The following is a 17132-nucleotide window of genomic DNA, read 5'->3' as shown; positions in this document are numbered from 1 at the left end:
CCTGTGAGCGGCGGCCTACCGGTACTGCGATGCCTGGGCGGACGCTGGCGTGCCGGTCTCGAACTCGGGGCCGGCATAGTCTTCTTCCACGGCCACGCTGCCGTCGAGCAGCCGCTGGCTCCAGTGGTCGAGCGCCACGCGCGCGGCCTGGCTGACATCGCGGCCCAGCGCCAGCCGCACCGCGGCCGGCGTCTCGAGTCCGAACTCGCGCGCCGCCCCCCATGCGATCCGGTCACGCGCAAAATCCGCGATCGCGTGCTCGACGCACAAGCCGCTATCGGCCACGGCCGAAGCCAGGAACACCTCCGGATGCCGGCGCGTCCAGTCCAGCACGTTGCCGATCTGGCGGATGCCGCTGGCACGGCAGGCGGCGATGGCGCCGTCGCGGCCGCCGTCGATCATCGCAAAGACGATATCGGCACCCGCCCGGGCCTGCGCGGTGACCGCGCGGCTGGCGAGTTCGGGATCATGCTGGTTGCCGCAGAAGGTGGTCAGCGCCGTCGCACCTGGCATGGTGCTGCGCACGCCATGGAGGAACGCCGCGCGGCCCTTCAGGCCGGGACGCACCTTCTCGCCGGACAGGTGCGCCACCACCCCGGTGCGTGAATCCGTCGCGGCCAGCACGCCGGCAAGGAACGCGGACTGTTCCTGCAGCACGGCGTAGCTCGCGGTGTTGGCGCACAGCACGCTGCCTTGCGTGACCACGAAGCGGCGCAGCGGATGGCGCGCCGCGGCCACGGCAACCGGATAGTCGCCCTGGCCGCCGTGGGCCACGACCAGGTCCGGTTCGCTTTCGCACAATGCCAGCAGGGCCGCGGCGCGCGCCTGCGGGTCCGGGTCGGCAATCCATGCCACGGCCACGTCATGGCCGGCGTCCCGCGCCCGCACGGCGCCGGCATGTCCGGCTTCGTTGAAGCTGCCGCGTCCCTCCGGCCCGAACAGCACCACCTGGATGCGCGCGCTCATGACAGCGTCGCCCCGGTGGCCGCAACTACCGGCCCCCATGCCTGCACCTGCTGCCGCACATAGGCGGCGAAGGCCTCGGGCCGGCGCTCGGCCAGCACGAAGCCCTGGGCCTCCAGGTGGCCGCGCACGGCGGGTTGTTGCAGGATGCCCTGCAGTGACTGATGCAAGCGTTGCACGATGTCCTCGGGAAGATTGGCCGGCGCCGAGACGCCGACAAAGTTTTCGGCCACCAGGCCGGGATAGCCCGCTTGCCCCACGGTGGGCAGCCGCGGCGCCTGCGGCACCCGCCGGGCCGAGGTCACTGCGAGCAGGCGCAGGTCGCCGGATTGCAGGAACGGCAGGTTCTGCGGCAACGCATCCACCGCGAACGGGATCTGCCCGCCGAGCAGGTCGGTGCGCATGGGCCCCGCGCCCTTGTAGGGCACATGGGTCAGCTTCAGCCCCGCCTGTTGCGCGAACAGTTCACCGACGATATGCGCCACCGACGCCGCGCCGCCGCTGCCGAACGGCACCGGATCGCGCTGCGCGCGGATCCACGCTGCCAGTTCCGCCAGGCTGCGCGCGGGAACCGAGGGGTGCACCGCGAACACCATCGGCACCGCGCCGATGTAATGCACGTGGGTAAAGCTGTGCACGGGATCGTAGCTGGGCCGCCTGAGCAGGAACGGCGAGATGCTCAGCGCCGCCGAGTTCGACATCAGCAGCGTGTAGCCATCGTTCGGCGCGGCGGCGACGGCCGCGGCACCGATGGTGGACCCCGCTCCCGGGCGGTTGTCCGTCACGAACGGCTGTCCCAGCCGCTCCTGCAGCAGCGGCGCCAGCAGGCGCGCGACGATGTCGCTGGACCCGCCGGGCGGGAACGTCACCACCAGCCGCACCGGATGCCGCGGCCATGCCGCGCCGCGCTCCGCCTGCGCCGGCATCGCGGCCAGCGCAGGGAGCGCGGGCAGTGCCAGCAGGCGTGCCATGCATTGTCTTCTGGAAACCACGATGCGCCCTCCGTCTTACAAGCGATGGCGCAGGCCGACACCGCCGCCGAACTTGTTGCCGCGCACGCCCATGAAGGCGGGCAAGGCATAGGCCCCGCTGATGCGGTTGAAGTCGGCTTCGGCGTAGACGCTGGTGCGCCGGGACAGCGCGTACTCGGCCACGCCGGTCAGCATCAGCCGATGGCCGCTGGCCGCGGTCTGCCGGTCATAGCCCGCGGCGAGCGACAGCGCCAGCGCGGGCGTCGCCTGCAGGGTGGCGCCGCCGGTCAGCACATGGTTGCGGGTCGGGGCGAGGCGGTAGCGATGATCCAGGTACCCCAGCGCCAGCTTGACGCGGCCAAGCTGGCTGCTGCCGCCGATGCCCCAGATCGTGCGCGCCTCCGCGGTCGGCAGCGCATCGGTACGCTGCAGCAGCGCCCCGACGTCGATCCGCGCCGTGGTCCAGGCCAGCGCCAGGCCCCGGCTGCTGCCGGCCCTCGCGTCACCAGGCGCTTCGCCGAAGGTGTAGTGCGCGGCCGCCGACAACGCGCCCAGCCTGCCCGCGTACTTGACCATGTTGTCCTGCCGCGGACCGGTGTAGCCGTTCAGGATGGCCACCGCATCCAGGTTGGGATGGCCATAGGGCTGGAAGCGGAATGTGGCATCGTAGGCTGTGGTGAACTGGCGGCCGAAGGTCAGCTTGCCCCACGCCTGGTGCTCGACGCCCAGGTACGACTGCCGGCCGAACAAGCGGCCCGCGCCCTGCGTGCCGACTTGTCCGTAGTTGGAGATCGCCGTCCCCTGCAGCGAGTTGCCGCTGGCAAGATCGAAGCCGCTTTCCAGGGTGAACAGCGCCGCCCATCCCCCGCCCAGCGCCTCGGTGCCGCGCATGCCCCAGCGCGAGCCGCTGAAGTAGCCCTCGCTCAGTTCGGCCAGGCGCTCGTCCCCGCGGTTATTGTCCGAGTACCGCACCATGGTGTCGATCAGTCCATAGACCGAAACCGACGCCGCCGGCTGTGCGCGCACCGGACCGGTGACCCCGCAAGCCATGCCTGCCACCATGCCGGCCATTGCCACGGGCATGGCGTAGCCGCGTCCTGCATTCCACACCCTCACGGGCACCTCCATTTTGCATACAAAATAAGAACGCAAAATATAGGGCTTGCCCGATGCAGCGCATACGAATGTGTGCGCATGAGGTCATGCGGTTTGTGTGGGTTCAGCGCAGCGAGACGGACCTGAATGAAGCTGGCCGCATGGCACGCTTGCATGCGTCGGCTCCAAAAAGCAGAACCCCCGCAGCGCGGGGGTTCGATGGCAATGCTGGCGAGCTAATGTCGCGATACTCAGAACGGAATATCGTCGTCCATATCCTCGAAGCCATTCGAGGCCGGCTGCTGCGGACGGCGTGCCGCGCCGCCCTGCTGGCCGCCGCCGCCCTGGGCACCACGGCCGCCGCCATAGCCGCCGCCCGACGACTCGCGGCTGTAACCGCCGCCGCCGCCGCCGCCGTAGCCGCCTTCATCGCCACCGCCGCCGCCGCCGCCCTGGCGCGAACCCAGCATCTGCATCTGATCGGCAACGATCTCGGTGGAGTACTTGTCCTGGCCGGACTGGTCCTGCCACTTGCGGGTGCGGATGCGGCCCTCGATATAGACCGACGAACCCTTGCGCAGGTACTGGGCAGCAATCTCTGCCAGCTTGCCGAACATCGCCACGCGGTGCCATTCGGTGGCTTCCTTCATCTCGCCGGACTGCTTGTCCTTGTAGCGGTCGGTGGTCGCCAGGCGCAGGTTGGTGACGGCGTCGCCGCTGGGCATGTAGCGCGTTTCCGGGTCTGCGCCGAGGTTGCCGACGAGAATGACTTTGTTGACCGATGCCATGTGAATGTTCTCCAAAAGCCACGCGCGGTGTTGAAAAGCGTGGCAATACGATGACGATGAAAGTAAAGCGGGTGTAGTTTGACGCGATCGTGCCGCGACGTAAACGAACATCGCGCCCCCGCCAGAATGCCGGGTGGCGCGATGATGCTAGGCCTCTTTCCGGCCCGAATGCTTTACGAAATGATGCGAAACCGGCGCCGGCTCAGGCCGCGGTGGCCGGTACGGCTTCCTGTCCGCGCGCCGGCGGCGCCTTCATGCTCCAGGCGATTATAAGCCACAGCAACAGCACCGCCGCGCAGCCCACGAACACGGCGCTGCGGCCCTCGTGCTCGAGCAGCCAGCCGCCGGCGGCACCGCCCAGGAACAGGCCCAGGGCCTGCGTGGTGTTGTAGACGCCGAGCGCCGCGCCGCGCGCGGCCGCGGCGTAGCGTGACACCAGCGACGGCTGCATTGCTTCGAGCACATTGAAGGCAACGAAGAACAGCAGCAAGACGCCGACGATCGCCCACAGCCCGTGCACCGCGGCGAACAGCAGCTGCACCGCGGTCATCAGCGCGACCGCGCCCAGCAGCACCGGGCGCACGCGCCCGTAGCGCTCGGCCGCCATCATCGGCCCGAGCATCAGCACGAAGGACACCAGCACCACCGGCAGGTAGACCTTCCAGTGCTGGTCCAGCGGCATGCCGGCATCGGCCAGCATCGCCGGCACCACCATGAACATCGCCACCTGCGACGCGTGCAGCGCCAGCACGCCGACGTTCAGCCGCGCCAGGTCGCCATTGAGCAGTACCTTGCGGAACGGCAGCCGCACCGGGTGTGGCGGCGGCGGGGTCGGTACCAGGAACACGGTCACGCCGATGGCGACCAGCCCCAGCACCGACATCAGCCCGAAAATGCCGGACATGCCGATGCTGTGCAGCAGCGGCGAGGCAATCACCAGCGACAGCGCAAAGGTCAGCCCGATGCTGCCGCCCACCATCGCCATGGCCTTGGTGCGATGGCGCTCGCGGGTCAGGTCGGCGATGCAGGCGGTGATGGCGGCCGAGATCGCGCCCATGCCCTGCAACGCGCGCCCGGCGATGATGCCGGACAGCGTGTCGGAAAACGCGGCGACCAGGCCGCCCGCGATAAACAGCAGCAGGCCGCCGACCATCACCGGCTTGCGCCCGACGCGGTCGGACAGCCAGCCCAGCGGGATATGAAGGAAGGCCTGCATCAGGCCGTAGATGCCCATGGCCAGGCCCACGCGCTGGGCGTCCTGCCCATCGGCCAGGGTCCGCGCGTATTCGGCGAAGACCGGCAGGATCAGGAACAGGCCCAGCATGCGCAGCGCAAAGATGCTGGCCAGCGAGACCGCGGCACGCAGTTCGGCGCGCGTCATGCGTTCGCGCGCGGGGGCCTGGGATGCGTCGGCGGCACCCGTTTCCGGGGAAGAAGAAGGGATCGACGGCATTGCGATCGTGGGATCGTGTGGATTCGGGGTCGCGCTGATTGCCGCCGGGGCGGCAAGGGTCCTGGGTCCGCTGGTGGCCGGACAACCCCGGAAACCGAAGTTGGGTATATTAACAGGTTTGCTCCTTCGCGCTTCCCGGGTCACCTGGCCATGCCGGTAACCCCCAGGAGGTGCGCCCGGGCGCGCATTCCGGCCGGGGCGGCCTGCCTGGCGACGACTTTTCGGCATATGGAAGAAATCAAGATCCGTGGGGCGCGTACCCACAACCTCAAGAACATCAATCTCGACCTGCCGCGCAATCGGCTGATCGTGATTACAGGGCTGTCCGGCTCGGGCAAGTCCTCGCTGGCCTTCGACACGCTCTATGCCGAGGGCCAGCGCCGCTACGTCGAGTCGCTCTCCGCCTACGCCCGGCAGTTCCTGCAGCTGATGGAAAAGCCGGACGTCGACCTGATCGAGGGGCTGTCGCCGGCGATCTCGATCGAGCAGAAGGCCACCAGCCACAACCCGCGCTCCACCGTCGGCACCGTCACCGAGATCCACGACTACCTGCGCCTGCTGTACGCGCGCGCCGGCACCCCCTACTGCCCCGACCACAACCTGCCGCTGCAGGCGCAGAGCGTGTCGCAGATGGTGGACGCGGCGCTGGCGCTGCCGGAAGACACCAGGCTGATGATCCTGGCGCCGGTGGTGGTCGACCGCAAGGGCGAGCACTCGGACCTGTTCGACAGCATGCAGGCGCAAGGCTTCGTGCGTTTCCGCATCCGCTCGGGCGGCGGCACCGCGCACGAGGCCGAGGCCAAGGTCTACGAGGTCGACCAGCTGCCCAAGCTGAAGAAGACCGAGAAGCACAGCATCGACGTGGTGGTCGACCGCGTGAAGGTGCGCGCCGACATCAAGCAGCGCCTGGCCGAATCGTTCGAAACCGCGCTGCGCCTGGCCGATGGCCGCGCGCTGGCGCTGGAGATGGACAGCGGCAAGGAGCACACCTTCAGCTCGCGCTTTGCCTGCCCGATCTGCTCGTATTCGCTGCAGGAGCTGGAGCCGCGGCTGTTCTCGTTCAACAACCCGATGGGCGCTTGCCCAAGCTGCGACGGACTGGGCCAGATCACGTTCTTCGATCCCAAGCGGGTGGTGGCGTTTCCCAACCTGTCTCTGGCGTCGGGCGCAATCAAGGGCTGGGACCGCCGCAACCAGTTCTACTTCCAGATGCTGCAAAGCCTGGCGGCGTACTACGACTTCGACACCGACACCGCGTTCGAGGACCTGCCCGAAACGGTGCAGCAGGTGGTGCTGCACGGCTCGGGCGAGCAGGAAATCCCGTTCACCTATATCAACGAGCGCGGCCGCGCCACGGTGCGCGAGCATGTGTTCGAAGGGATCATTCCCAACCTGGAACGCCGCTACCGCGAGACCGATTCCGTTGCCGTGCGCGAGGAACTGGCCAAGTACCAGAACAACCAGCCCTGCCCGGCCTGCCACGGCACGCGGCTGCGCACCGAGGCCCGCCACGTCAAGCTGGGCGAGGGCGAGCAGGCGCGTGCGATCTTCGAGATCAACGGCTGGCCGCTGCGCGATGCGCTGACTTACTTCCTGACGCTGGACATGCACGGCGCCAAGCGCGAGATCGCCGACAAGATCGTCAAGGAGATTACCGCGCGGCTGAACTTCCTCAACAACGTGGGGCTGGACTACCTGTCGCTGGAGCGCAGCGCCGATACGCTGTCGGGCGGCGAGGCCCAGCGCATCCGGCTGGCGTCGCAGATCGGCTCGGGCCTGACCGGCGTGATGTACGTGCTGGACGAGCCCTCGATCGGCCTGCACCAGCGCGACAACGACCGGCTGATCGGCACGCTCAAGCACCTGCGCGACATCGGCAACTCGGTGCTGGTGGTCGAGCATGACGAGGACATGATCCGCGCGTGCGACTACGTGGTCGATATCGGCCCGGGCGCGGGCGTGCACGGCGGCATGATCGTGGCCGAGGGCACGCCGCGGCAGATCGAGGCGTCGCCGGCTTCACTGACCGGGCAATACCTGTCCGGCCAGCGCCGCATCGAAGTGCCGAAGCAGCGCACCGCGCCCGACGACGAGCGGCTGCTGCGCATCGTCAATGCCAGCGGCAACAACCTGCGCAACGTCACCGCCGAAGTGCCGGTGGGCCTGCTGACCTGCATCACCGGCGTGTCCGGCTCGGGCAAGTCGACGCTGATCAACGACACGCTTTACCACGCGGTGGCGCGCCACCTGTACGGCTCGACTCCGGAGCCCGCACAGCACGACCGCATCGAGGGGCTGGAGCATTTCGACAAGGTCATCAACGTCGACCAGAGCCCGATCGGCCGCACCCCGCGCTCGAATCCGGCCACCTACACCGGCCTGTTCACGCCGATCCGCGAACTGTTCGCCGGCGTGCCGTCGGCCAAGGAACGCGGCTACGACCCGGGCCGCTTCTCGTTCAACGTCAAGGGCGGGCGCTGCGAGTCATGCCAGGGCGACGGCGTGCTCAAGGTCGAGATGCACTTCCTGCCCGACGTGTACGTGCCCTGCGACGTCTGCCACGGCAAGCGCTACAACCGCGAGACGCTGGAGGTGCTGTACAAGGGCAAGAACATCTCCGAGGTGCTCGACCTGACCGTCGAGCAGGCGCACGAGTTCTTCAGCGCGGTGCCCGTGGTACGGCGCAAGCTGCAGACGCTGCTCGACGTGGGCCTGGGCTATATCCGGCTGGGACAGTCGGCGACCACGCTGTCGGGCGGCGAGGCGCAGCGCGTCAAGCTGTCGCTGGAGCTGTCCAAGCGCGACACCGGGCGCACGCTCTATATCCTGGACGAGCCCACCACGGGCCTGCACTTCCACGACATCGAGCTGCTGCTCAAGGTCATCCACAAGCTGCGCGACCAGGGCAATACCGTCGTCATCATCGAGCACAACCTGGACGTCATCAAGACCGCCGACTGGCTGATCGACATGGGGCCCGAAGGCGGCGCCGGCGGCGGCCAGGTCATCGCGCGCGGCACGCCGGAGGCGGTGGCGAAGAGCAAGGCGAGCTTTACGGGCAAGTATCTGGCGCCGCTGCTCAAGCGCGCGTAACGCGCGCACTGCCCGCCGGGCCGCGGCTCAGTCCAGCCCGGCCGCCGGCAACACCCGCGTGCGCCGCGCCGCACCACCGTGCGGCAACTCGATGACCACGCCGCCACCGCTGTCGGCACCGTGCCCGGTCAGCGCGGTGATCACCACCTGGTGCGTGACCATCAGGTAGGGACCGCCACGCGGGTCTAGACCGTCGATCAGCCGCGACAGCTGCGCGACCTGCGCGTCGCGGCGCTGCGCATCCCCGCCGAAGAATGAATTGAGCAGCGGCTGCACCTGCACCGGTCCCAGCCCGATCAGCCGCGCCGTGTCCTGGCAGCGGCACCAGGCGCTGCTCCACACCTGCGTCGGCCGGAAGCCGGCCGCCTTCCAGCTCGCGCCCAGCCGCGCCGCCTGCTCGCGCCCGCGTGCGTCGAGGTTCCGCTGGGTGGCGCAATCCGCCAGCCGGAACCCCGGCGGATCGCCCACGCCCGGCGCGCTGGCATGGCGCAATACCACCACGACATTGGGGTGCCGCAGTTCGGTCAGCGCGACCTCGTGCTGTGATGCCGGAGCGACCTGTGCGGCGGCAAGCGTCGGGGCGATGGCAAGCACGGCAAGCCATCTGAAAAAGGCGGGCATGTGCGGCTCCGGTGGTGGGCCAACTCGTCCGGTATAGCAGGTGCCGGCTTGCTTTCGCTACCTCGCGCCCTACCATGAAGCGGACGGCGACACACATCGCCACGGGAGCTACGCCATGGAACTGACGGTCGTACCGGTCACCAAGCCGGAAGCCACCAACTTCATCTTTGGCCAGTCGCATTTCATCAAGACCGTTGAAGACCTGCATGAGGCGCTGGTCGGCACGGTGCCCGGCATCCGCTTCGGGCTGGCGTTCTGCGAAGCGTCGGGCAAGCGCCTGGTGCGCTGGTCGGGCACCGACGAGCCACTGATCGACATGGCCTGCGAGAATGCACGCGCCATCGGCGCGGGGCACAGCTTCCTGATCTTCCTGGGCGACGGCTTCTTCCCGGTGAACGTGCTGGGCGCGGTGCGCGCGGTGCCGGAGGTGTGCCGGATCTACTGCGCGACCGCCAACCCGACGCAGGTGATTGTCGCGCAGACCGATGCCGGGCGCGGCGTGGTGGGTGTGATCGACGGCGCCTCGCCGCTGGGGATCGAGACCGAGGCGGATGTGGCCGAGCGCAAGGCGCTGCTGCGCAAGTTCGGCTACAAGCTGTAGCCGTGCCGCTCAGTGCTGCGCCGCCTGCACGCTGGTGACCGGCGCCACATCGTCTTCCTTCATCCGGCTGCGGTTCAGTACGCCGGCCTGCTCCAGCACCGGATAGGCCGTCGCGCAGAACAGCGAATTCAGCCGCTTCAGCTCGCTGATCACGTCCAGGTGCAGCGAGCTGGTCTCGACGCTTTCCGCGGTCTGCACTGCCACGCGCTGCAGATGGGTGCGCGCGTACTTGCGCTCCAGCTCGCGGAAGTTGGCCTTCTCCGCCATCAGCGCCTGTGCGCTCTTGAGGTCGCCGTTGAGAAAGACCGACAAACCCAGCCGCAGGTTGGCGACCAGGCGCGCGTGCATCTCGGCGATCTCCTGCATGCCGGCCTCGGAGAACATCAGGTTGTGGGCGATCTTCTTGTCCTTGGTATCGAGCAGGATGCGCTCGATGATATCGCCGGCATGCTCCAGGTTGATGGTCAGCGAGATGATCTCGGTCCAGCGCTGGCCGTCGCGCTCGTCCAGCGCTTCCAGGCTGATGCGGGTCAGGTAGAGCTTGATCGCGGTGTAGAGGTCGTCGACCTCGTTGTCGATGCGGCAGGTCGCCGTGGCCAGCTTGGCATCGTTGGTGCGCATCACGCGCAGCATGTTGTCGAGCATCTGCTCGACGCGGTCGCCGATGCGCAGCACCTCGCGCGCGGCATTGGACAGCGCCAGCGTGGGCGTCGATAGCGCGGCCGGGTCCAGATGGCGCGGCGTGACCTGGCTGTCGCCGGTATTGCGCCCGGGCAGCACCTTTTCGCACAGGCGCGCCAGCGGCGCCGTGGCGCCGAGCAGCAGCACCGCCAGCGCGACGTTGAACAGCAGGTGGAAATTGACGATCAGCCGTTGCGGCTCATGGTCGACCAGCGCAAGCAGTTCCTCGGCCTGGCCCAGCAGCGGCAGCGCGATCAGGCAGCCCAGCAGGCGCGACAGCAGGTTGCCCAGCGTCACGCGCTTGCCCGGCTGGTTGTTGCCCGAGGTTGTCAGCAGCGCCGAGACGCCCGAGCCCAGGTTGGCCCCCAGCACCAGCGCCAGCGCCACGTGGATCGACACCACGCCGGCGGAGGCCAGCGCGCCGCAGAACAGCACCACCGCCAGGCTCGAATAGCACAGGATGGTCAGGAACGCGCCGACCAGCATGTCCAGCCCCGCATCGCCGGTCAGCGAGGCAAACAGCACCTTGACGCCGGCGGCCTGCACCACCGGGCGGGTCGCGATCGAGATCAGTTCCAGCGCCAGCGTGATCAGGCCCAGGCCGATCAGTACGCGGCCGACGTGGCCGGGCTTGCTGCCCTTCCAGGTCAGGTGGCAGATCACGCCGACGAAGATCAGCAGCGGCGACAGCCACGACAGGTCCAGCGAGAACACCTGCACCATCAGCGCGGTGCCCACGTTGGCGCCCAGCATGATCGCCAGTGCCGGCGCCACGGCGATCAGGCCCTGGCCGACGAAGGAACTGACGATGACCGCGGTGGCGTTGCTGCTCTGGACCAGACCGGTGACGCCCAGGCCGGCAAGGAAGGCGGTGAAGCGGTTGGAGACGCTTGTCGACAGCACATGGCGCAAGTTGGCGCCGTAGACGCGCAGGATGCCGACCTTGACGATGTTGGTGCCCCAGACGAGCAGGGCAACGCCCGATAACAGGTGAAGGAGTACGCCCATGGTGCGCCTTTGCGTGACCGGTGCCGAATACTGAATGGAGGCTCCGCCCGGTCATCATGTCGTTGTCAAGGGCTCATTATGCGCCCGGCCCCCGGTACCGGCAACGGCATGGGCTCGCGCTGCGGGCGGCGGACAACACCGCCATGCGGCCGCACAGGTCGCCGGCTTGCCATCGGCCCGGATCAGGGCAGCGCCACCTTGATCCCGAGCCCGACAAAGATGGCCCCGGCGGCACGGTCCAGCCAGCGCCCGGTGGCCGGCCGGCGGCGCAGCCAGGCGCCCAGCCAGCCCGCGCACAGGCCGAACAGCGAGAACACCACCGCGGTCTGCAGCATGAAGACCACGCCCAGCAGCAGGAACTGCAAGCCCGGATGGGCCGCATCGGCCCGCACGAACTGAGGCAGGAACACCAGGAAGAACAGCGTCACCTTGGGGTTCAGCATGTTGCCCAGCACGCTCTGGCGGAATACGCGCGCGAGCGGCACGGCCTCGACCGCGCCGCCCTGCGCCAGCCCGCCCTTCGCACGCAGCGCCTGGATGCCGATCCAGATCAGATAGGCCGCGCCGGCGTACTTGATCAGTTGGAAGGCCAGCGGCGAAGAACGCAGCACCGCGGCCAGCCCGACCGCGGCAATCACGGTATGGAACAGGCATCCGACCGAAAAGCCCAGCGCCGCCACCAGCCCGGCGCGCCGCCCCTGCGCCATGCCGCGCGCCAGCACCTGCAGGTTGTCGGGCCCCGGGGCCACGGTCACGGCGACCGAGGTCAGCAAGAACAGCAGCAGGTCAGGCATGCACCCTCCTTTGGTGGATCTCCGTGGTGGCCCGCATCGCTCAGTGCCCCTCGAACTTGCACACGGTAAACAGCGGCAGCCCTGCGCCATGCAGCAGCTTCGATCCGCCCAGCTCGGGCAGGTCGACGATGGCGGCGCCCTCCACCACCGTCGCGCCCAGGCGCTCGAGCAGCTTGCGCCCGGCCATCATGGTGCCGCCGGTGGCGATCAGGTCGTCGACCAGCAGCACGCGGTCGCCGGTCTTGCAGGCGTCGGCGTGGATCTCGACGGTGGCGCTGCCGTATTCGAGCTCGTATTCCTCGGCCACGGTCTGGAACGGCAGCTTGCCCTTCTTGCGGATCGGCACGAAGCCCAGGTTCAGCTCGTACGCCACGATCGCGCCCAGAATAAAGCCGCGCGCGTCGATGCCGGCGACCAGGTCCAGCTGCGCGTCCATATAGCGGTGCACGAAGACGTCGATCAGCACGCGCAGGGTCTTGGGATCCTGCAGCAGCGGCGTGATGTCGCGAAACATCACCCCGGGCTGGGGCCAGTCCGGCACGGTCCGGATGCGCTCGCGCAGGTAGCCGGTGACGTCGCCGAGGTCGGGGGACTGGATGATGGAATCTGCCATGGCGGTTAGGGGAGATGGGCGCGCGGCGCGCCGGTCAGAAAGCGGTGGCAGCGGCATGCGGCGGGCGCGGTAGCCAGTTACCACCCGCGCCACCGGGACGCCCAGCACAATGGCCCTGCCGGCCGCACGGGCTGCCGCGCCGGCCTGCCGCGTCCGGCACCCGCCGGACACCCGTAACCATACAGGAGACCACGATGGCGAAAAAGATTCTGATGCTGGTGGGCGACTACGCCGAGGACTACGAAACCATGGTGCCATTCCAGGCGCTGCAGATGGTCGGCCACGCCGTCCACGCGGTGTGCCCCGACAAGCGGGCGGGCGACGCGTGCGCCACCGCGATCCACGATTTCGAGGGCGACCAGACCTACAGCGAGAAGCGCGGCCACAACTTCACCCTCAACGCCACCTTTGCCGAGATCGATCCGGCCAGCTACGACGCGCTGGTCATCCCCGGCGGGCGCGCCCCCGAATACCTGCGCCTGAACGCGCGTGTGCTGGAGATCGTGCGGCACTTCGCCCAGGCCGGCAAGCCGATTGCCGCGGTGTGCCACGGCGCCCAGCTGCTGGCCGCCGCCGGCGTGCTGGAAGGCAAGACCTGCTCGGCCTACCCGGCCTGCGCGCCGGAGGTGAAGCTGGCTGGCGGCACCTATGCCGAGATCCCGGTCGACCAGGCCCACACCGATGGCAACCTCGTCACCGCCCCGGCCTGGCCCGCGCACCCGGCCTGGCTGGCGCAGTTTCTTGCGGTGCTGGGCACGCGGGTCGTACATTAGTGCTTTCCGCACGCGGCGCCCCCACGCGCGATGCATGGCTTGCCGACCCGGCGGGCCATGCACGTCCCGCCGGCCGCGCCGCCCGCCAGGGAGCCCTTGATGTGTGAGATCTTTATCCGCGCCAATCCGGCGTCTTACCAGAGCCAGTCGCGCTCGCTGCGCCTGCATGGCGCAGCCACCAGCATCCGGCTGGAAAGCCTGTTCTGGGAAGTGCTCGAAGAACTGGCGCAGCGCGACGGCATGACCGTCAACCAGTTGATCACGCGGCTGCACGACGAACTGACCGAACACCGCGGCAGCGAAGCCGTGGCCGGCAATTTCTCGTCGTTCCTGCGGGTGTGCTGCCTGCGCTACCTGATGCTGCAGGGCGAGGGCCGCATCCCTGCCGATCGCGACGTGCCAATCCGCTCGCTGGATGCGCGCGCGGTGCTCGACAACCTGCCGGAATCCTGGGTCGAGCCGCGGCCGCACTGAACGCCGTGCCCCCCGGGGCGGCGGCGCGCCCCCTCGCGTTTGAGTGCTCAGCCGTTCAGGATGCGCGTCTCCGCGGCCTCCAGCGCCTCGGGCGGGCCGCGCAGCACGACGATATCGCCGGGCTCCAGCACGGTCTCGGGCTGCGGGTCGAAGGCGCGGATGCCGCGCCGGCGCACCGCGGTCACCTCGACCCCGATGCGCTCCAGCCCCAGCACGCCCAGGCGCCTGCCCACCGCGGTGGATTGCGGCCCGAGCGACACCGAGTGCAGCCGCACCGAGTCGCGCTCGACCATGTCCTCTTCGTCGTCGCGCCCGTGGAAATAGCCGCGCAGCAGGCTGTAGCGCGCGTCGCGCGCCTGCTGCACGCCGCGCACCACGCGCCGCATCGGCACCCCCAGCAGCACCAGCGCGTGCGAGGCCAGCATCAGGCTGCCCTCGATGATCTCCGGCACCACCTCGGTGGCGCCGGCCTTCTGCAGCGTGTCCAGTTCGGAATCGTCGACCGTGCGCACGATCACCGGCAGCGCCGGCGCCAGCTCCTGCACATGGTGCAGCACCTTCAGCGCCGACGGGGTGTTGGCATAGGTAACGATCAGGGCGGCGGCGCGGTGGATGCCGGCGGCGATCAGCGCCTCGCGCCGGCCGGCGTCGCCATAGACCACGGTGTCGCCGGCCGCGGCGGCCTCGCGCACGCGGTCCGGGTCCAGGTCCAGCGCCACGTAGTTGATGCCCTCGCGCTCCAGCATGTGCGCCAGGTTCTGCCCGCTGCGGCCGAAGCCGCAGATGATGGCGTGCTTCTCGGTCTGCAGGCTTTGCGCGGCGATGCGGGTCATGTTCAGCGACTGCATCAGCCATTCGTTGGCGGCGAAGCGCAGCACGATGGCGTCGCTGTACTGGATCAGGAATGGCGCCGCCAGCATCGACAGCAGCATCGACGCCAGGATCACCTGGATCAGCACCGGGTCGACCAGGTTCAGCCCGTCGATCTGGTTGAGCAGCACGAAGCCGAACTCGCCCGCCTGCGCCAGCCCCAGCCCGGTGCGGATGGCCACGCCCTGGCGCGAGCCGAACACGCGCGCCAGCGCCGCGATCAGCACCAGCTTGAACAGCACCGGCACCACCAGCAGCGCCAGCACCAGCCAGAGATGGTCCAGCACCACGCGGATATTGAGCAGCATGCCGATGGTGACAAAGAACAGCCCCAGCAGCACGTCGCGGAACGGCTTGATGTCTTCTTCCACCTGGTGGCGGTAGGGCGTCTCCGAGATCAGCATGCCCGCCATGAAGGCGCCCAGCGCCATCGACAGGCCCAGCCGCTCGGTCAGCGCCGCCATGCCCAGCGTGACCAGCAGCAGGTTCAGCATGAACAGTTCCTGCGAGCGGCGCGCCGCCACCACATGGAACCAGCGGCTCATCAGGCGCTGGCCCAGGAAGAAGATGACACCCAGCGCTACCACGATCTTGAGCGTGGCCAGGCCGAGCGCCATCATCAGGTCACCCGGATCGCGCGACAGCGCCGGGATCACGATCAGCAGCGGCACCACCGCCAGGTCCTGGAACAGCAGGATGCTGATGATGTTGCGCCCGTGCTCGCTTTCCAGCTCCATGCGCTCCGACAGCATCTTGGACACAATGGCGGTGGAGGACATCGCCAGGGCCCCGCCCAGCGCCACCGAGGCCTGCCACGACAACGGGAACAGCCAGTTAAAGGCCCAGCTGGCCGGCACTACCGCCAGCATCGACAGCACCACCTGCGAGCCGCCCAGGCCGAACACCAGCCGCTTCATCGCGCGCAGCTTGGCCAGGCTGAATTCCAGCCCGATCGAGAACATCAGGAAGACCACGCCGAATTCGGCCAGGTACTTGGTCTGCGCGGTGTCGCTGGCCAGCCCGAGCGCATGCGGCCCGATCAGGATGCCGACGGCCAGGTAGCCCAGCATCGGCGGCAGCTGCAGCATGCGGAACCCGACCACGCCGAACACGGCGGCGGCCAGCAGCACCAGGGTCAGTTCCAGCGGAGAATGCATCAGGCGGTCAGGGTGACCGGCGAGGCGCGCGGCCGACCCGGCACGGGCACCCTGCCGGCGCAAATACGGCGAGCACGGGCGAGCACGACGCGCGTCATGGGCCGGCCCAGGTGCGGTCGCATTCGTTGGTATACTTCGTCGCCATGATAGCTAATTTCGATGCGGATCGAGCACTCCGGCTCGCCCGCGACACGCTCCAGACCGAAGCCGATGCGGTTTCCGCACTTTCCGGCCGCCTGAACGGCGACTTTGCCCATGCCGTGCAGCTGATCCTGCAATGCACCGGGCGCGTGGTCGTTTCGGGCATCGGCAAGTCCGGCCATATCGGGCGCAAGGTCGCGGCCACGCTGGCCTCGACCGGCACCCCCGCGTTCTTCGTGCACCCCGCCGAAGCCAGCCATGGCGACCTCGGCATGGTCACGCGCGACGACGTGCTGATCGCCTTCTCCAATTCCGGCGAGACCGGCGAGCTGCTGTCGATCATCCCGATCGTCAAGCGCATCGGCGCGCGCCTGATCTCGGTCACCGGCAATCCGGACTCCAACCTCGCCAAGCTGGCCGACGTCCACCTGGACGCGGCGGTCGAGAAAGAAGCCTGCCCGCTGAACCTTGCGCCGACGGCCAGCACCACCGCCGCGCTGGCGCTGGGCGACGCGCTGGCGGTGGCGGTGCTCGATGCGCGCGGCTTCGGCGAGGAAGACTTCGCCCGCTCGCACCCCGGCGGCGCGCTCGGGCGCAAGCTGCTGACCCATGTGCGCGACGTGATGCGCACCGGCAACGCCGTGCCCGAGGTTCGCGAAAGCACGCCGCTGGCCCAGGCGCTGATGGAAATCACCCGCAAGGGCATGGCCATGACCGCGGTGGTGGATCCCGACGGACGCGCCATCGGCGTGTTCACCGACGGCGACCTGCGCCGCCTGCTGGAAACCCCGCGCGACTGGAAGACCGTGCCGATCGGCGAGGTCATGCACCGCAACCCCCACGTGGTCAACCAGGACCAGCTGGCAGTGGAAGCCGTGCAGGTGATGGAAGCCAACCGCATCAACCAGCTGCTGGTGGTGGACGACGACGGGCGCCTGGCCGGCGCGCTGCATATCCACGACCTGACCCGCGCCAAGGTCATCTGAGCGGGCGCGCCACCGACGTCGCCATCGGCACGAAACCCACACCGGGCACA

The 17132-nt window shown here is 68.8% G+C and carries 16 protein-coding genes; 5 read left to right on the top strand and 11 right to left on the bottom strand.

The window, feature by feature from the left end; genetic code table 11:
- Positions 1–15: 15 nt before the first annotated feature.
- The 5 genes from RALTA_RS01705 to RALTA_RS01685 all read right to left on the bottom strand — a co-directional run bounded on the left by RALTA_RS01705 (position 16) and on the right by RALTA_RS01685 (position 5270).
- A complete protein-coding gene (locus RALTA_RS01705) occupies positions 16–966 on the bottom strand; it encodes a BMP family ABC transporter substrate-binding protein (RefSeq protein WP_012351683.1) in 951 nt (316 codons plus the stop codon).
- Positions 963–1934 (bottom strand): Bug family tripartite tricarboxylate transporter substrate binding protein, encoded by a 972-nt coding sequence (locus RALTA_RS01700; protein WP_012351682.1) that lies wholly within the window; start codon positions 1932–1934, stop codon positions 963–965. The genes RALTA_RS01705 and RALTA_RS01700 overlap by 4 nt, the downstream gene beginning before the upstream one ends.
- Before the next feature lie 36 nt (positions 1935–1970).
- Entirely contained in the window at positions 1971–3017 is a 1047-nt protein-coding gene (locus RALTA_RS01695) for a porin (RefSeq protein WP_012351681.1), read from the bottom strand.
- A 263-nt stretch (positions 3018–3280) separates the two neighbouring features.
- Positions 3281–3817 (bottom strand): single-stranded DNA-binding protein, encoded by a 537-nt coding sequence (locus tag RALTA_RS01690; protein ID WP_012351680.1) that lies wholly within the window; start codon positions 3815–3817, stop codon positions 3281–3283.
- Between the two features lie 202 nt (positions 3818–4019).
- Positions 4020–5270: an MFS transporter gene (locus RALTA_RS01685; protein WP_012351679.1), complete on the bottom strand. Its 1251-nt coding sequence runs from the start codon at positions 5268–5270 to the stop codon at positions 4020–4022.
- Positions 5271–5498: 228 nt separating this feature from the next.
- Between RALTA_RS01685 and uvrA the strand changes: the two genes are divergently transcribed.
- Positions 5499–8363 carry an excinuclease ABC subunit UvrA gene (gene uvrA, locus RALTA_RS01680; RefSeq protein WP_012351678.1) on the top strand — a complete coding sequence of 955 codons (2865 nt, stop codon included), beginning with the start codon at positions 5499–5501 and terminating at the stop codon, positions 8361–8363.
- Positions 8364–8390: 27 nt separating this feature from the next.
- On the opposite strand, the gene RALTA_RS01675 is transcribed toward uvrA, so the two are convergent.
- Positions 8391–8984 carry a histidine phosphatase family protein gene (locus RALTA_RS01675; protein ID WP_012351677.1) on the bottom strand — a complete coding sequence of 198 codons (594 nt, stop codon included), beginning with the start codon at positions 8982–8984 and terminating at the stop codon, positions 8391–8393.
- Positions 8985–9099: 115 nt separating this feature from the next.
- Here RALTA_RS01675 and RALTA_RS01670 point away from each other — a divergent pair, with 115 nt between their 5' ends.
- Positions 9100–9585 carry an adenosine-specific kinase gene (locus tag RALTA_RS01670; RefSeq protein ID WP_012351676.1) on the top strand — a complete coding sequence of 162 codons (486 nt, stop codon included), beginning with the start codon at positions 9100–9102 and terminating at the stop codon, positions 9583–9585.
- Positions 9586–9594: 9 nt separating this feature from the next.
- Here RALTA_RS01670 and RALTA_RS01665 read toward each other — a convergent pair whose 3' ends face one another.
- From RALTA_RS01665 to RALTA_RS01655, 3 genes are all read right to left on the bottom strand, one after another.
- A complete protein-coding gene (locus tag RALTA_RS01665; RefSeq protein ID WP_012351675.1) occupies positions 9595–11274 on the bottom strand; it encodes a Na/Pi cotransporter family protein in 1680 nt (559 codons plus the stop codon).
- 182 nt (positions 11275–11456) lie between these two features.
- Complete coding sequence (locus RALTA_RS01660) at positions 11457–12068, bottom strand: LysE family translocator (protein ID WP_012351674.1); 612 nt, start codon at positions 12066–12068, stop codon at positions 11457–11459.
- A gap of 40 nt (positions 12069–12108) precedes the next feature.
- Positions 12109–12681 (bottom strand): adenine phosphoribosyltransferase, encoded by a 573-nt coding sequence (locus RALTA_RS01655; protein WP_012351673.1) that lies wholly within the window; start codon positions 12679–12681, stop codon positions 12109–12111.
- A gap of 194 nt (positions 12682–12875) precedes the next feature.
- Here RALTA_RS01655 and RALTA_RS01650 point away from each other — a divergent pair, with 194 nt between their 5' ends.
- A complete protein-coding gene (locus RALTA_RS01650) occupies positions 12876–13454 on the top strand; it encodes a DJ-1/PfpI family protein (protein WP_012351672.1) in 579 nt (192 codons plus the stop codon).
- 99 nt (positions 13455–13553) lie between these two features.
- A complete protein-coding gene (locus RALTA_RS01645) occupies positions 13554–13928 on the top strand; it encodes a ribbon-helix-helix domain-containing protein (protein WP_012351671.1) in 375 nt (124 codons plus the stop codon).
- Between the two features lie 47 nt (positions 13929–13975).
- Here the strand turns inward: RALTA_RS01645 and RALTA_RS01640 are convergent, their stop codons facing one another.
- Both RALTA_RS01640 and RALTA_RS30600 read right to left on the bottom strand, forming a co-directional pair.
- A complete protein-coding gene (locus tag RALTA_RS01640; protein ID WP_012351670.1) occupies positions 13976–15955 on the bottom strand; it encodes a cation:proton antiporter domain-containing protein in 1980 nt (659 codons plus the stop codon).
- Complete coding sequence (locus RALTA_RS30600; RefSeq protein WP_162098831.1) at positions 15955–16212, bottom strand: hypothetical protein; 258 nt, start codon at positions 16210–16212, stop codon at positions 15955–15957. Before RALTA_RS30600 ends, RALTA_RS01640 begins: the two co-directional genes overlap by 1 nt.
- Between RALTA_RS30600 and RALTA_RS01635 the strand changes: the two genes are divergently transcribed.
- Positions 16099–17082 carry a KpsF/GutQ family sugar-phosphate isomerase gene (locus RALTA_RS01635; protein ID WP_041232257.1) on the top strand — a complete coding sequence of 328 codons (984 nt, stop codon included), beginning with the start codon at positions 16099–16101 and terminating at the stop codon, positions 17080–17082. The genes RALTA_RS30600 and RALTA_RS01635 overlap by 114 nt on opposite strands.
- Positions 17083–17132 lie beyond the last annotated feature (50 nt).

Origin of the sequence: Cupriavidus taiwanensis LMG 19424 (genome assembly GCF_000069785.1) — a bacterium.
Lineage (GTDB): Bacteria > Pseudomonadota > Gammaproteobacteria > Burkholderiales > Burkholderiaceae > Cupriavidus > Cupriavidus taiwanensis.
Note: the sequence above shows the minus strand (reverse complement) of the source record. Positions and strands in the feature narration are given on the sequence as shown.

Excerpts from the sequence above, each read along its gene's own strand:
- RALTA_RS01705 (WP_012351683.1), bottom strand. The coding sequence starts at position 966 with ATGAGCGCGCGCATCCAGGTGGTGCTGTTCGGGCCGGAGGGACGCGGC.
- RALTA_RS01700 (WP_012351682.1), bottom strand. The coding sequence starts at position 1,934 with ATGGCACGCCTGCTGGCACTGCCCGCGCTCCCTGCGCTGGCCGCGATG.
- RALTA_RS01695 (WP_012351681.1), bottom strand. The coding sequence starts at position 3,017 with ATGCCCGTGGCAATGGCCGGCATGGTGGCAGGCATGGCTTGCGGGGTC.
- RALTA_RS01690 (WP_012351680.1), bottom strand. The coding sequence starts at position 3,817 with ATGGCATCGGTCAACAAAGTCATTCTCGTCGGCAACCTCGGCGCAGAC.
- RALTA_RS01685 (WP_012351679.1), bottom strand. The coding sequence starts at position 5,270 with ATGCCGTCGATCCCTTCTTCTTCCCCGGAAACGGGTGCCGCCGACGCA.
- uvrA (WP_012351678.1), top strand. The coding sequence starts at position 5,499 with ATGGAAGAAATCAAGATCCGTGGGGCGCGTACCCACAACCTCAAGAAC.
- RALTA_RS01675 (WP_012351677.1), bottom strand. The coding sequence starts at position 8,984 with ATGCCCGCCTTTTTCAGATGGCTTGCCGTGCTTGCCATCGCCCCGACG.
- RALTA_RS01670 (WP_012351676.1), top strand. The coding sequence starts at position 9,100 with ATGGAACTGACGGTCGTACCGGTCACCAAGCCGGAAGCCACCAACTTC.
- RALTA_RS01665 (WP_012351675.1), bottom strand. The coding sequence starts at position 11,274 with ATGGGCGTACTCCTTCACCTGTTATCGGGCGTTGCCCTGCTCGTCTGG.
- RALTA_RS01660 (WP_012351674.1), bottom strand. The coding sequence starts at position 12,068 with ATGCCTGACCTGCTGCTGTTCTTGCTGACCTCGGTCGCCGTGACCGTG.
- RALTA_RS01655 (WP_012351673.1), bottom strand. The coding sequence starts at position 12,681 with ATGGCAGATTCCATCATCCAGTCCCCCGACCTCGGCGACGTCACCGGC.
- RALTA_RS01650 (WP_012351672.1), top strand. The coding sequence starts at position 12,876 with ATGGCGAAAAAGATTCTGATGCTGGTGGGCGACTACGCCGAGGACTAC.
- RALTA_RS01645 (WP_012351671.1), top strand. The coding sequence starts at position 13,554 with ATGTGTGAGATCTTTATCCGCGCCAATCCGGCGTCTTACCAGAGCCAG.
- RALTA_RS01640 (WP_012351670.1), bottom strand. The coding sequence starts at position 15,955 with ATGCATTCTCCGCTGGAACTGACCCTGGTGCTGCTGGCCGCCGCCGTG.
- RALTA_RS01635 (WP_041232257.1), top strand. The coding sequence starts at position 16,099 with ATGATAGCTAATTTCGATGCGGATCGAGCACTCCGGCTCGCCCGCGAC.
- RALTA_RS30600 (WP_162098831.1), bottom strand. The coding sequence starts at position 16,212 with ATGGGCAAAGTCGCCGTTCAGGCGGCCGGAAAGTGCGGAAACCGCATC.